Source organism: Bacillus sp. 05T21 (assembly GCF_056396785.1).
Map to the genome: position 1 here is coordinate 1 of NZ_JBFTMD010000051.1, position 13,528 is coordinate 13,528.

General features: G+C 32.6%; 13 protein-coding genes and 4 pseudogenes. 8 read left to right on the forward strand and 9 right to left on the reverse strand.

Going from position 1 to position 13,528, the window contains the following annotated elements:
* The coding region (locus tag AC1DKZ_RS31725; protein ID WP_476997876.1) for a thiol-activated cytolysin family protein at positions 1-1,511 on the reverse strand (1,511 nt) is incomplete at its 3' end.
* A 1,195-nt stretch (positions 1,512-2,706) separates the two neighbouring features.
* Here AC1DKZ_RS31725 and AC1DKZ_RS31730 point away from each other — a divergent pair.
* Positions 2,707-2,878 (forward strand): annotated as a pseudogene (locus AC1DKZ_RS31730) (Tn3 family transposase); the annotation flags it as partial.
* On the opposite strand, the pseudogene AC1DKZ_RS31735 reads toward AC1DKZ_RS31730, so the two are convergent.
* Positions 2,878-3,264, reverse strand: a pseudogene (locus tag AC1DKZ_RS31735) (IS6 family transposase); the annotation flags it as partial. The pseudogenes AC1DKZ_RS31730 and AC1DKZ_RS31735 sit on opposite strands and share 1 nt — an antisense overlap.
* A 146-nt stretch (positions 3,265-3,410) precedes the next feature.
* On the opposite strand from AC1DKZ_RS31735, the pseudogene AC1DKZ_RS31740 reads away from it, so the two are divergent.
* A pseudogene (locus tag AC1DKZ_RS31740) lies at positions 3,411-4,084 on the forward strand (PKD domain-containing protein); the annotation flags it as partial.
* Between the two features lie 503 nt (positions 4,085-4,587).
* On the opposite strand, the gene AC1DKZ_RS31745 reads toward AC1DKZ_RS31740, so the two are convergent.
* The gene (locus AC1DKZ_RS31745; RefSeq protein ID WP_476997877.1) at positions 4,588-6,018 is read right to left on the reverse strand and encodes an IS4 family transposase; all 1,431 of its coding nucleotides are present in this window, start codon (positions 6,016-6,018) and stop codon (positions 4,588-4,590) included.
* A 227-nt stretch (positions 6,019-6,245) separates the two neighbouring features.
* Here AC1DKZ_RS31745 and AC1DKZ_RS31750 point away from each other — a divergent pair, with 227 nt between their 5' ends.
* Positions 6,246-6,443, forward strand: coding sequence for a helix-turn-helix transcriptional regulator (locus AC1DKZ_RS31750; protein ID WP_000116561.1), 198 nt, complete (start codon positions 6,246-6,248; stop codon positions 6,441-6,443).
* Position 6,444: 1 nt separating this feature from the next.
* Positions 6,445-6,918 carry a DUF6773 family protein gene (locus AC1DKZ_RS31755; RefSeq protein WP_476997878.1) on the forward strand — a complete coding sequence of 158 codons (474 nt, stop codon included), beginning with the start codon at positions 6,445-6,447 and terminating at the stop codon, positions 6,916-6,918.
* A gap of 191 nt (positions 6,919-7,109) precedes the next feature.
* Here the strand turns inward: AC1DKZ_RS31755 and AC1DKZ_RS31760 are convergent, their stop codons facing one another.
* The gene (locus AC1DKZ_RS31760) at positions 7,110-7,298 is read right to left on the reverse strand and encodes a hypothetical protein (protein ID WP_476997879.1); all 189 of its coding nucleotides are present in this window, start codon (positions 7,296-7,298) and stop codon (positions 7,110-7,112) included.
* Between the two features lie 263 nt (positions 7,299-7,561).
* Positions 7,562-7,906: a hypothetical protein gene (locus AC1DKZ_RS31765; RefSeq protein WP_044441258.1), complete on the reverse strand. Its 345-nt coding sequence runs from the start codon at positions 7,904-7,906 to the stop codon at positions 7,562-7,564.
* A gap of 417 nt (positions 7,907-8,323) precedes the next feature.
* On the opposite strand from AC1DKZ_RS31765, the gene AC1DKZ_RS31770 reads away from it, so the two are divergent.
* Positions 8,324-8,614: a hypothetical protein gene (locus tag AC1DKZ_RS31770; protein WP_476997880.1), complete on the forward strand. Its 291-nt coding sequence runs from the start codon at positions 8,324-8,326 to the stop codon at positions 8,612-8,614.
* Positions 8,615-9,066: 452 nt separating this feature from the next.
* On the opposite strand, the gene AC1DKZ_RS31775 is transcribed toward AC1DKZ_RS31770, so the two are convergent.
* The 3 genes from AC1DKZ_RS31775 to AC1DKZ_RS31785 all read right to left on the reverse strand — a co-directional run bounded on the left by AC1DKZ_RS31775 (position 9,067) and on the right by AC1DKZ_RS31785 (position 10,511).
* Complete coding sequence (locus AC1DKZ_RS31775; RefSeq protein WP_002139963.1) at positions 9,067-9,309, reverse strand: helix-turn-helix domain-containing protein; 243 nt, start codon at positions 9,307-9,309, stop codon at positions 9,067-9,069.
* Positions 9,310-9,837: 528 nt separating this feature from the next.
* On the reverse strand, positions 9,838-10,113 hold the full coding sequence (locus AC1DKZ_RS31780; RefSeq protein WP_088005049.1) for a barstar family protein: 276 nt from the start codon (positions 10,111-10,113) through the stop codon (positions 9,838-9,840).
* 14 nt (positions 10,114-10,127) lie between these two features.
* Positions 10,128-10,511: a ribonuclease domain-containing protein gene (locus tag AC1DKZ_RS31785; protein ID WP_476997882.1), complete on the reverse strand. Its 384-nt coding sequence runs from the start codon at positions 10,509-10,511 to the stop codon at positions 10,128-10,130.
* Here AC1DKZ_RS31785 and AC1DKZ_RS31790 point away from each other — a divergent pair.
* Complete coding sequence (locus AC1DKZ_RS31790; RefSeq protein WP_476997881.1) at positions 10,459-10,611, forward strand: hypothetical protein; 153 nt, start codon at positions 10,459-10,461, stop codon at positions 10,609-10,611. The genes AC1DKZ_RS31785 and AC1DKZ_RS31790 overlap by 53 nt on opposite strands.
* 415 nt (positions 10,612-11,026) lie before the next feature.
* Here AC1DKZ_RS31790 and AC1DKZ_RS31795 read toward each other — a convergent pair whose 3' ends face one another.
* Positions 11,027-11,779, reverse strand: coding sequence for a WecB/TagA/CpsF family glycosyltransferase (locus tag AC1DKZ_RS31795; RefSeq protein ID WP_404512611.1), 753 nt, complete (start codon positions 11,777-11,779; stop codon positions 11,027-11,029).
* A gap of 205 nt (positions 11,780-11,984) precedes the next feature.
* On the opposite strand from AC1DKZ_RS31795, the pseudogene AC1DKZ_RS31800 reads away from it, so the two are divergent.
* Both AC1DKZ_RS31800 and AC1DKZ_RS31805 read left to right on the forward strand, forming a co-directional pair.
* A pseudogene (locus AC1DKZ_RS31800) lies at positions 11,985-12,680 on the forward strand (IS4 family transposase); the annotation flags it as partial.
* A 664-nt stretch (positions 12,681-13,344) separates the two neighbouring features.
* On the forward strand, positions 13,345-13,524 hold the full coding sequence (locus tag AC1DKZ_RS31805) for a DUF4177 domain-containing protein (protein ID WP_002186527.1): 180 nt from the start codon (positions 13,345-13,347) through the stop codon (positions 13,522-13,524).
* Positions 13,525-13,528 lie beyond the last annotated feature (4 nt).

A 13,528-nucleotide genomic window follows, 5' to 3' on the forward strand; every position in this document is an offset into this window, starting at 1 on the left:
ATTTCATTTGTTAATGGAACATTTTGTTCATTAATAATTGTTCTCCACCATTCCCATGCAAGACCAGTACATTCTCTTGCTACGATTTTTATATTTTTTGAATTTGGTGGAAGAGGGATAACTGTAGAGTAATGAGCCGTTTTGTCTTTGCCACTACCATCCCATGTTTTATGTGTTAGTACTTCTTTACCATTTTGATCAAATGTGAATTCATCCCAAGATACATCAAATTGCGCAACGTAAGCACCGTAATGATCCAGTGTCATTTTAGCACTTGAATATTCTGTAGTTGTCGTCTCGATATAATCTGTATTGTTATGAACAGCCGCAGTTGCGTTATCTTTTAAGAAAGTACTTGTATATGAAATTGGGTATGCTGGATTTTTAGAACTTAATTCTGCATTATCTTTAATGATATTTCGGATTTCATTAAAATCTTTTGTAACAACCTTGTTATGCTCTTTTGCATCTCCGCCTAATACTACAGCGGTAAAGGTACTGTCTTCAAAAATATCTTTGTACTGTCCACTCGCTTCAACGCCTTGACCCTTAATTAAGGCTTTAAAAGCAGTTTGTACATCTTTGCTCTTAGAAGATGTTTCTAATTTCACATAAACTGTTCTACCATAAGCTACATTTGACACCATAACAGGCGGAGCCGCCTTACTTACCCCTTTACGAGTTAACTCATCAAAAGTAACACTATTATCAAAAAGATCTGATGGATTGTTAGGTAGTTCTGCACTTACGGTATAAAAGATTTGCTTATATGCCGCAACCATCACTTTTTTCTCTCCATCTGCAATCGCTTTAAAATCAATGTTCAGTGAATTGTCAAGATATTTAGCGTTAACATTAAGAGCACTTGCTATTTGAGATTTACTATACACCATAGATTCTGTATACTGCATTCTTGCAGGTAACGTATGTGTTTTTGAATAYTTTTCATTCCAAGTAGATACTAATTCATCTACTGCTCCAGACACATTACCATATGTAGGATTTTGAACAGTAATTGTATTTTCTTTTCTCATGCCAGGTAAGTCTATACTAATATTCAAAGGTTTTCTCTTAGCTACTAACAAACTAGGTTGATTATCTGCAAAAGCTTTATTTGCAAGTTGTACTGCTCCTGGATAAGTACGATTAGCCACAGAATCAATAATCGAAATATCGACTGGTGAAGTTGTAAGTGATTTTTTCTCACGTTCCACTACTACAAATTTACCATTTGAATTTGTACTTTCTTTCGGAACAAAACTCTCTACTTTATCCCCATTTACTGCTAAAACCTCTTGATTATTATACTTTAGATTTCCTATGCCAGTATCAATGCCACTAGCATTTTTTGTTGCATCAGCTGAATTACTTGTTTTTGTTTCAGCGAAGGAAATAGAAGAATAATTAATAGTGCATAAGCCAATTGATAAACATGCTAGTAATTTTATTGCCTTAGTATTTTTCTTGATTTTCAAAAAAACAACCCCTTCCTTTTTTTTCGTATGATTCATGTTATCTCTCCCTTTCTTTCATCATTTCTATAAAATCACCAAAAATAGAATTACACTGTACATGGCTTATACTTTTACTTTGGAATAAAATCACTTTTGTTATATTTATCTTAGTTTAATTATCTTTCAATACACTTACATAACTGTTACAAAAGTCTTTCATTAATTTTATTTATAAATGCAATAATTTTGTGATTATAGACTGTTTTTTTAATAAATTATCATATTATTAAAATAATAAGATAAAAATAATGTTACTTATAATTTTACTGAACTTATATTAGCGTAATTTTTTCCTTTCTTAGTGGTCATACCATTTATGGTTTTATTAAATCATTAAAATACCAATTCGTAAATAGCAGAATTTTGTCGATTATATCAAAAAAATTCAATGTTGAGTATTAACGAAAATTAAAATATTATATTAAAAAAATAACCGTTTAATTTCTTTTAAGTAATTACAATTGTTATAACTTGATATATCAGGTGAAAAAATAACTATTTTAATCTTAGAAAAGTGTTTAATGGAAATTAAATAATATTAATATAATTTAACCGCAATCCTCATATTAATTACCTTTATTTGGATATGTAAAATTACATCAAGATATAGGTTTAAATAAGACACGGTCTTATTAATAACTAGCTGTAGAGAAAGAAAAAGTTTCTGTTGCAAAGTTTGAAAAAAGCATAAACAGGTTGGTAAATGAGGAACAAGGTTTAGGAAGTAGCTAGTAATTGTTGAAGTTCATTGTATGTTGTAAAGGCGGATCCTCTTTGCAGATTTCGCCTTTATTTATATAGGGGTCACCTTACATGCCCATCAACTGAAGAAATTAGGTATTCCCAAAACAAAAAACAGGCTGATCGTTCCTTTATTTTGTTATATATTTATATATAGGTGAAATAATAAAAAAGACTTAATCCTTATGAGAAATTAAGTCTTTTTATCATTTGTGTGCTAATTTTTATAAATAATTGCTAAATAATGAACTTACATAAATGTTTTTAAAAGTTCTTGTACAAATGGAATGATTCCACCTACAAATTTTAAAACTGCCATTGCGATTTCCATATTATTTCCTCCTCTTTTTTCGTAGTAAGATGTGTTAAATCTTTATACTCGTATTATAGTGAGCACATATAATTAATATCAATATATTTTTTTATGTAATATTGCATGTCCGATTAAGGTCAACGAAATATCACAGTTTCTCTTATTCTCAAAAAGCTTGTGGCATATCCGCGACAGAATAGCTTATCTGTAACCTTACGTGAAATAGGAAGAATTGAAAGAACCTTATATACATTAGAGTCTTGAACTTAGAAGACGTGTACAGGTTGGTTTAAATAAAGGTGAAGCAAAACGTCGCTTTACATGTCTATGGTCTTGTTCTATGAGATTATTCAAATGCTTGATTGTGCAACGAGTTGTATGTTTATAAAAGCCTTGTTCTCTTAATTTGTTAAACGCACAAAGTAATGCTGGAGCTTTGTCTGTTGTTAGAACCGTTGGTTCCCCAAATTTTTTCACTAATCTTTTCATAAAGCCATATGCAGCCTGATGATCTCGCTTTTTACGCAGTTGAATATCTAATGTGTAACCCCCTTTATCAATCGCACGATATAGGTAACGCCATTCTCCTTTGACTTTTACATAAGTCTCATCCAATTTCCAAGACAATTGTACGTTTTTATTTTTCTTCTTCCAAGTTTGGTAGATCAAGTTTCCATATTCATGAAGCCAATGAAAACCAGTTCCAATATGATATTGTTTTCCATGGCATTGCAACAGATGAAGGCGCAAATCAAGGAATGATTGTAAGGAGAAAAGATTCATATTCCGGGGAAGCAAATAACGCAATTCAGTTTAAGGGCGATAGTGCAAAAGCTGAAGATCGAAAAATCGTTTCTTACCTTTGGGACTTTGGTGATGATAACACAAGCACAGAAGAAAATCCTACTCATGCATATGAAAAAGAAGGAACGTATACGGCAACCGTAACAATGAAAGATGATAAAGGAAAAGAAAGTAAAGAACAAATGACAGTTACTGTAGATCGAGAGAGAGAAACATATTATGGGGAAGAGAATAAAGCAATTCAGTTTAAGAGCGATAGTGCAAAAGCTGAAGATCGAAAAATCGTTTCTTACCTTTGGGACTTTGGTGATAGTAACACAAGTACAGAAGAAAGTCCTACTCATGTATATGAAAAAGAAGGAACATACACGGCAACCGTAACAATGAAAGATGATAAAGGAAAAGAAAGTAAAGAACAAATGTGATTCCGTTGAATACGCTTCTCAAAGGTTCATTTAAGGACGAAGATTATAAAGATACTTATACGTTTAATGTGTCATCGCCAAAAGAAATGAACATTTCTGTCATAAACGAATGTAAAATCAACATGACATGGGTGCTTTTTCATGAATCAGATATGAAAAAATACGTTGCAGCCGGAAACTCTAATGGAGATATCCTTAAAGGAAAGTTTACTGCAAAACCAGGGAAGTATTATTTATATGTGTATACACCTAGGGAAGATGGGACATATGCTGTTAAAGTAAAATAAAGATAGAAATAGAGTTACTTCTTCATAGAAAGAAGTAACTCTATTTTATATAAATGTAACTACTCAGTCACTGTATGAAAAAAAGGCAGAAAAGCATTTTTTTAAATGGTCGAGAGGGACTGGCTATGTATAGGAGCGGTCAGGGCCTTTTTCTGCCACGCGCAAAGTTTTAAAACAAAAAAAGGTAGCAGGCTGTAGGTCCATTTTTATCTTCATGGCAGCAATCTATGTGGGGTCACCGTACATACTCATCAACTTAAGGATTTTATAATGCCCCCAAAACAAATAAATTGCGCATTTTCACCTGAAGATGCCAATTTTTTTGTTTTGGGGGTATTTGTATTTCTTAGCTTGATAGCGATGTGGCGGTACCCCATCACTATCAAGCTAAGCTTATGCAAAGTCAATTTTAGGCGAGATTATTTCTTTTTTCTAAAGGCTACATGTAGGGAGTTTAAAGATTTGCATACGAAATAAACCCTAACGGGTTTCATTTTTTTGATTTAAGCTGCTTGATTTTCAGACATGGTACAATTGTAAACGACACCTAATATATCAAAGACTGTTTTCTTCTCATACCTATGAGATTTTCGCCCGTTTTGTTGTAAGAGGTTGAACAGGCGAATTAGAATCTTTGATAATTCTTGGGTGTCTTTCTGTATAGCTTGGAAAAGAAGAAGAAAGTAATCTTTTATCATATATATGGCCTTATATTCACTCAGTTCTCGTTTCTTTTTCATAAGAAGTAATTGCCGCATTTGAAACATGGTAGAAGAACAGAGTAGAATGGCAATCAGTTGCCCATACAAATGGCATTCCAATCGTTCTCTTTTTATCTTTTTACAATGATGAATATGAAAGAATGATTTCCACGTTTTAAATAAAATCTCGATTTGCCAACGTAAAGAATACCAATCATGTACTTGTCCCATCGGGACAATATCTGTAGGAGTATTTGTCATATATACATTGATGCCGCTAAGTCGTTTACTACGAGCAGAATACTTCATTCCTTTCTTTTTTTCTCTTACAGTTTGATCTTGTAATCGTTTTTGTTGCTGTTCTTTTGATAGTCGATGAACAATCACACGAGTTGGGACTTTATCAGTCATTCCTACATAAGCGTTGGACATTTCACCTGTTTGTCCTGGTTGAAGAGAGTTCATTAAAATATCCATATCTATCTGGATATACTCTGTACCTTTCTTGATTCTGCCATCTTGAAAATAATCAGGGTTAGGATTTTTTTGATAAATACGTGTATTCGATTTGATACGTGAGATATAATAAGCCTTTTTATCTTGTATATGTTGAAGATCTTTCAAATGAAAATAACCTAAATCTCGGATACATAAATCATTCGCTGTTACGGTTGGGGCACACAGGGAACCGTAGGTTCGATCATGTTGTTTACCTGAACCTGTATGAATATGAAGGAACTGTCCACTTAATAAATCATACTCAAGCTGAATCTTTACTCCCGCTGTATGGCTGCATCCTCCTGCACCTGGATAAACGAATGAAAAGGGATCTGGAAGTTGAAATGCAGTTGAATCTAAAATACGAATACGCTTGAAAATAGAAGTGTACGGAGAAGAGATCAGCTTAGCTGAAGATAACTTTTGGTTGAGAAGTTTGGCTAATACTTGTTGTAGAAACTGCACGGCTGCAGCGTTAAATCGTTGATTTAGTCCTTCAGGACTGATGAGTACTTCTGTTGATGCTTCTAAACAGCTAGATAACTGAGTTAAAGACGTCGTAGCGACATTTTGACTCAGCCATACACATAAAGCGACTAAATCTTTCGCCTGGTACTTACTGGTTCGTTGTACAAAACTAACATCTCTAGCAAGATCTCGTAAGAAATTTGGAGATAAAAAACTTTGAATTTCTTGAGCAAACAGCTGTAATTCATCAGATACAGAAGTAGACATATAACAACACCATCCTTTCCTATGATTCTACAGAAAGAATAGCCTATTTTTATATTTGTGGGATAGTTTTAGATACAAATATAATAGAAATGTAAAAAAGAAAGTATTAATGCAATGTATATATGTCTTAATGACAAATATACATTGCATTAATACTAAAAATAGTCTAATATTTAGAATATAAGATGTAAGGTATAAAGCTTATCTTTATAAACGAGGTGTATTTAATGTCAGTAAGCAAAATAAAAATTGCAAGAACAGAAAAGGGGCTAACTCAACAAGAATTAGCTGTGCTTGTAAATGTCACGCGACAAACCATTGGTCTTATTGAACTTAATAAATATAATCCGTCTTTAAAGCTTTGCATTGATATAGCTAAATCACTCGATAAAACTTTAGATGAATTATTTTGGGAGGAAAAATAGAATGGAAAAACTAAAAAATTGGTTTTCACTCAGTACACATTCAGATGAAAGAATTCAACAAATTGAAATGAAAATTTGGGCCCAATCTGGAATTGTGGTTTTATTGCTAGCCTTCATAGATTTAATGATAAGGGGCGTATACTTACAAAGACCGTTTCTAGAATGGGCTACAGCTTTTGGTATTATTATCTGTTATTTTGTATTCTTCTTTATTAGATCCATTTTAGCTGGTGTTTTTGAACCAGAAATCGATAACAAGGAAAAATTAAGACGAAAATTAAAAGATAGATTATCTTATACCCTTATTTTATCTTTTTCTGGTGTAGCATACACTACATATCATAATCAATTACCTCAAGATATTGTTGGCTGGATTTTAGTATGTATAAAGTTCATTCTACTTGTTATTATTTTGTTTGGTGTTCAGTATTTTATTACTATATTAGCATGGAATAGATCCAATAAAATTCAATAAGTATAGACAAAAAAGCTTATCTTTTAGAACCTTAATGATAAGCTTTTTTATTATTTTCTTCATCTCTTTTTCGTTTAGGGGGTATTTTGTTTTGTTAGCTTGATAGCGATGTGGCGGTACCCCATACCCATCAAGCTAAGATTTTAAAGTACCCCCTAAATGGAAATTTTGTGTTTTTATAGCATCGAAGTTTATTCTTCTTTCTTCTTTTTAAATGCCAAAACATAAAAAAATATTGGGATTAAAAAATCTGCCAATAACTCTCCTATTCCATAAGGATCGACCTTAATATCCCCTCCTGCTAGATGCATAATAGATGATATTGTAAACAAAATTGCTACAACTAATGCCCATTTACGTTGAATTAATTTATTATTCATTTTTCTTCACTTGCTTTCATAAAATATTTTTTTCATACAATACCCATTATGGTAGTAATACCTATATTAATTAGGGTTTATTTCGTATGCAAATTTTTAAATAATCTACACTGATCCCCTATAAATAAAAATTTTATTTCAAATAAAATCAATGTATGATTATAAGTAATTTAAATTATTAAAAGTAGTTAATATAAAAAACCCTGATTTTAAAAAGATCAGGGTTTTAAAATGATAGGTGATCCCTTATATAATAAAAAAAATTATGATAATTGCGCACTAACATTAATAATAATTACAACACCTAAAACTAGAATAATCCAAGTCCAATACTTATTTGGAATGAAAAATAATGAAGATTTATCTTTTATTTGAACTCTTTCTCCGGTTTTTTCATCGACGAATGTTCGTACACTATCAGATATAAACTTTTTAGTGAAAAAATAATTAATCATCGCTATAGAGATAGTCGAAAATATTCCTTGCAAAATAAATCCAAGTTTATCTTCCGTGTTCACTTGCAAAAAACTAAAAAGGATTGCATTTATCATAAACCCTAAAATAAATGCTAAGGCTACTAACATTCCTTTACCTCTCCAAATAATCATTACAATGGCTCCTTTCAATTTCTAAATAATGGGACATACATATTACATTATATTACATTATCTTGCTTTACGGAAAAGTTTTTTATCAAATATCACACTGGTATTACAGAAAAAGTTGAAGTTTATGACTTGAACAAAGGAAAGGAAATTGCTAAAGTGTTTGATTAAAAAAATGTTCTAGACTGGGTATCGTTGGTTTAATAGGATTCCTTTATTTTTATTTTCCTGTTGTTCAATTAGAAAAAAGTTTTAGACTGAACTCCGTTGATTTAATTAGATTTCTTTGTTCTTATTGGTTTAATTTAATAAAATAAAAATTTAGACTGAGAAATAATTTTCATTTCGTAAAAGAGTATTTATTAAAATAAAGTAGTAGACTAGATAATAAAAAATACTCATAGATGGAGAGTGACAACTTTGATTCAAAGAAGATTACTCGAAATAGAGCAAATGGTAATCGGAGAAGGTTTACAGGCGAAATATCATAATCATCTTATTACAGGAGTTTCTATTAATTCAAAAGCGATAAGATCTGGTAATTTATTTATCCCAATTGTTAGGTTAAAGAATGGTCATGATTATGTGGAAGAGGCTATAGAGCAAGGTGCTATTGCTTCTCTTTGGGAGAAATCTCAGCCAAATCCGCCTTGTTCTCTTTCTATGATTCTATGCATCTTTTTATACATTTCTATCTTGGCGCGGTTTTAGGGTTCTCGTTTGTTACTGGATTAGCCGAAAAACTGTATAAAATCTTGCATGCTCTTAACGTGGTGTTTTTCCAAAATGCTGGCGGTCCCCCAATTGAAATACTGCTCTTGATACATATTTCGCAAGAAATCTATCCGATACAAATAATACATTATCCATTTAGCGGATTAATTCAACATAAAGTTAAATGTAGACTATTGACGTGGTGTTTTATCTTTTATTAATTATTACGGTACGTGAAATTATTGTATACTGTAATGAAAAAGCCCACATAGATCTTACACCTATGAGAGCTACCTAAGGCTATTTAGACTTTCGACTTGATTCTATTGTAACAAGCTTTCACCAAATAGCAAAAACATAATGATCCAAAACCAAATAATTAAACTAAATGCACTCTTGAATCCTCCCCAGAGAGAAAATGTTTCCTCTTGCATTATAATCCTCCTTTCCTACTTGTCTTTTGGTTCTCCAAACCATTCATACATCGCCTGTCGGCTTATAATCCATTCCTTACGCTTCCCTTCAGGATGCAAAAAGTACTTCACTAAACCTTCTTGTAACATGCGTTCTAAATCATTTATTTGCTTCTCGTTCATTAGAGAGGGGCTATATTTATTCTTAATTGTCTCACGAGGAATCCCCCAATAAAAAGCTGCTTCAGATGGTGTCATGTATTTATCAATTTCTTTCATGGGAATTCTCCTTTGTTTGTGCTTTTCCTTTTATGTTACAATAAATAAAGAAGGAAATGGACTAGATTTCCTTCTACTTCAGTCACTCATTAACTAAGCCCTTTGTTTGCTCTTAAGCAAATGAAGGGTTTTTATTTTGCTTGTTTATATTTACTATCTATGACAGCGAAACGGATCAACTTCAGCTTAATATCCTTACTAAGAGAAAGCCATTCAGATGTACCAATTTTCATATCCTTTTCCTCCCCATTCCCTTTTTATACTTCAAGAAATTAACCCCTTAAAACATTTGTATTTTACACTAATTTAACAACTAGAGAATCCTCATCATATTCATGAATATGTAAATCATAGCGCATTTCTGTTGCATCCAGTACTTTACAAAACCTCTGATAGTAAGCCGGATTGGGGTACGGAAACGATTCTGGGTATGAGGGGCCACTCTGGGAAAGTATTCAAATTGATACAATAAAAAACGTAGAAAATAATTATTTCTACGTTTTTTATGTTTACCTAAGTTCTTTTTAGTTATTTTACAACAATATAGTACTCATCTGGCCTTCTTTTTTGTGCATCCTGAAAAGTTTCTAAAATTAAATCAGCATATGAACCTAGCATTTCCTTACTTTCTCGAAAAAATTCCCATTCTATTTTTACAGGAGTGTCAATCCATCCAGTAAGACAATCCCATAAAGCATCAGCATTCTCCCCATAATAATCAGGTAAGTCTAATTGATCTTTTAATATTTTATGCAGCATCTCTTTGCTAGTAAATTTACGTCCATCTAATTGTATCGTTTCCATAATGAATGTCCTCTCTATTTTATCTCGGTAAGGGTTTTATAATGATCTGAAGTTTTATACACTAATCCATCACTGGAATAGAGAATTCTATCATTACCTCGATATCCTGAAATATAATTAACATCCGCTTCATACCAAGTTCTACCAGGAGCGGCCGGTAACAAGCCTTCTTTATTTGCAAAAATATCGCCACCCATACTTTTACCAGGAGCTACTTTATGCAGATTTCCTTTCTTCTTCACCCAACCTAGTGATTCAGCTTGATCTTTCGTAATATAATTATCCGGTAATTTTTTATGTTCCTTTACATACTTAGCAACCTCATCAAAACCTGTAGGATATTTTGTGAAGTTAGTTGTTTTTGCAGCCTTCTCTAGATTTTTTGCTTTCTTTTCAATGTCTTCGACGGTACCAACTACCTTACCGATAGTTTTTACTGTTTTTACGGTTCCACCAGATAATACAGATACGACACCAATCGCAAATTCTGTACGCTAAGGCTACAACCACTGATGTTACAAGGATTGTATAATAAGAACCGAAAACGATCGTTTAAGGAACTCTATTTAATTCTAATATAACTGAAAGAAATACAGTCAAAAACCAGTTCCAAAACTCATTATCAAAAACAAAGTACCATAACAAACATTAAATGTCGTTTATGGTACTTTGTTAACGTATGGTAAAACCAAGTTTTTCAACTTGAAAATTCCTTAGCGTACGAAATTAGCGTTATGTTGGCGAGACCCCATGCCCATCAACTTAAGAATTTTTACTACCCCTAAGTACAAAAAAACGTTATTCTTTCTAAACAATCTAAGAAAAAAGCAACCTTTCTTTTTAAGAAAGGTTACTTTTTTCTTATTCCCTCTTTTCGGGAGATAGACATGTATGGTGACCCAATTAAAAGAAATTAATTAGTTGTTTTTTTAAGCCTCTCTGCACTAACTGATAACAAAAACTTTGGAAGTACAAGCTGTCTTTTTATCCTCTTAGGCTGTGTTATCAATCTATATAACCATTCTGTTCCTGTATTCCTCATAACTTTAGGTGCTCTTTTTACCATACCTGACCAGATATCAATCATACCCCCAATCCCGATAGACAAAGGTACGGTTAATTCTTGAAGATTTTCATAAATAAATATTTCTTGCTTTGGAGATCCTAATCCTACTAGTAATAAATTTGGTTGAAACTGTTGTATTTGAGCGCTGACCTCTTCCATCTGTTCTTGATTTACAAAGCCATGATGTCCTTGGAAAATAGCATGAGGAAAGGACGTTTTTAAATTTTTTATTGCTTTCTCATTATTTTCTGGCGCAGCCCCAAAAAGAAACACTCGATATCGATTTTGATTACACTGATTTATTAAATCATGAGTTAAATCTGCACCTGTAGCTCGTTCTTTCAACTGTCCATTTAAAATTTTAGAACCAAGTATAACACCTATTCCATCAGCTGTTATTAAATCTGCAGATAATAGAATATTTTTAAACTGCACTGATTCAAACGAGGTCTGCTGAGCAAACATCACGATTTCAGGATTAGCCGTAACAACAAATCTAGGTTTATCTGTTTTTTCAGATAGCCAATCTTTTAATAAATTTACTATCTGTTTATACTCCAAACTACAAAATGGTATCCCTTTTATATACTGTTGTTCCATTTCTCTCCTATAACCTCCGCTCATATATTGTTGTAATTTTGTAAATTAACCAAATGTTCATTCTCTTGTTATTTTATCATAAATAAATATGTATATCTTATTGAGGTATGACAACATGCACATCGAGTTAAGATAAATTTGTCTCCCTATAATCAAAAAAACGCTATTATTTTTGTAGAAATATGCAGAAAGGATGGCGTTTTTTATGAATCTTTCGATTCAAGATGAACTACAATTATTTGCTGAAGCATTACATCAACATCTTACTCCTTCATTTTTAGAAAAGCTTGCTAGAGAACTAGCTTTTGTACAACGAAAGCGTAAGTTTTCAGGTCACGATTTAGCTACTATTTGTGTCTGGGTAAGTCAACGAGTAGCGAGTGATTCTTTAGTGCGGCTATGTAGCCAACTTCATGCTGTTACAGGAACTCTTATGAGTCCAGAAGGACTCAATAAACGTTTCAATAAAAAAGCTGTTTGCTTGTTAAAACATATTTTCTCTGCATTATTAAAAAATAAAATTTATGAAACATCAGTGATTCCAAGCTCTTCAATCACCTATTTTCAACGGATTCGTATTTTAGATGCGACGATTTTTCAAGTGCCAAAACATTTAGCTAGTGTGTATCCTGGATCAGGTGGTTGTGCACAAACAGCGGGTATAAAGATTCAATTAGAATATGATTTACATAGCGGACAGTTTTTAAATTTTCAAGTTGAACCGGGGAAGAATAATGATAAGACCTTTGGAACAGAATGTTTAGCGACATTACGCCCTGGCGATCTATGTATTCGGGATTTAGGCTATTATTCACTGGACGATTTAGATCAAATGGACCAACGAGGCGTGTATTATATATCGCGGCTTAAACTAAATAATATGGTGTATACCACTCTACCCTAATCACCGAGTTTGATACCCTTGAGAAAGAGCTTGTATCTTAAGGGTAAAGGGTTTGTCTTTATTTATTATTATGGACAGTGATTTAGAGGAATAAACATACTCGGTGATTAGGGGATAGGTAACTATTTCAAAAATTTGAAAGCTCGGTAATTGGGTAAATAAAAAATGCCGTATCATTCTCCCTGTAAGGAGGCATGAGGGGGGCCTCTATTAGGAAAGGGATGGTGCGCTTATATATATTAAAAAGAAAAGACACCCTAAGGTGCCTTCCTCCGACTTGATAACCACTTTAATTTTAATAACATTGGATTCCCATCCGAATACTATTTTACCACGTTAAGTAATGTTGGTCATTGAGAAAGTCAAATACGTAGTGTTCATATATAGTGACCCCTAGGAGCATGCAAGATTTAATACAGTTTTTTGGATGATCCAACAACAAACAAGAACCCTAAAACCGCGCCAGGATAGGAATGTATAAAAAATGAATAGATTCATAGAAAAAGGAAAAGGCGGATTCCTTGTAAGATTAGGGATCCGTCTTTTTCTTGCTACCAATAATGTTACGTTATGTCAACCTCATATGTATAGAGTATGCAATCAAAAAGGTACAATACATCGCTTCTTCTAAATGTTACAATTAGGAAAAGGGGGAAAGAATATGTACGATTACAAATTCGTGAAAGTCGAAATTGGTGGATGGAAAGGGCAACCTAAAGAAGATTATAAACGTATTATTACCGAACATGCTGAAGATGGTTGGGAATTTGTTCAAGTCCTTACTCTAACAATGGCAGGATACACGAGTTCTTTGGAGATTATCTTCAAACGAACCAAATAACTCC

Bases quoted from the DNA above. Each gene is read 5' to 3' on its own strand.
- AC1DKZ_RS31745 (WP_476997877.1), bottom strand. From the start codon at position 6,018: ATGTCTACTTCTGTATCTGATGAATTACAGCTGTTTGCTCAAGAAATT.
- AC1DKZ_RS31750 (WP_000116561.1), top strand. From the start codon at position 6,246: ATGTCAGTAAGCAAAATAAAAATTGCAAGAACAGAAAAGGGGCTAACT.
- AC1DKZ_RS31755 (WP_476997878.1), top strand. From the start codon at position 6,445: ATGGAAAAACTAAAAAATTGGTTTTCACTCAGTACACATTCAGATGAA.
- AC1DKZ_RS31760 (WP_476997879.1), bottom strand. From the start codon at position 7,298: ATGAATAATAAATTAATTCAACGTAAATGGGCATTAGTTGTAGCAATT.
- AC1DKZ_RS31765 (WP_044441258.1), bottom strand. From the start codon at position 7,906: ATGATTATTTGGAGAGGTAAAGGAATGTTAGTAGCCTTAGCATTTATT.
- AC1DKZ_RS31775 (WP_002139963.1), bottom strand. From the start codon at position 9,309: ATGAAAGAAATTGATAAATACATGACACCATCTGAAGCAGCTTTTTAT.
- AC1DKZ_RS31780 (WP_088005049.1), bottom strand. From the start codon at position 10,113: ATGGAAACGATACAATTAGATGGACGTAAATTTACTAGCAAAGAGATG.
- AC1DKZ_RS31795 (WP_404512611.1), bottom strand. From the start codon at position 11,779: ATGGAACAACAGTATATAAAAGGGATACCATTTTGTAGTTTGGAGTAT.
- AC1DKZ_RS31805 (WP_002186527.1), top strand. From the start codon at position 13,345: ATGTACGATTACAAATTCGTGAAAGTCGAAATTGGTGGATGGAAAGGG.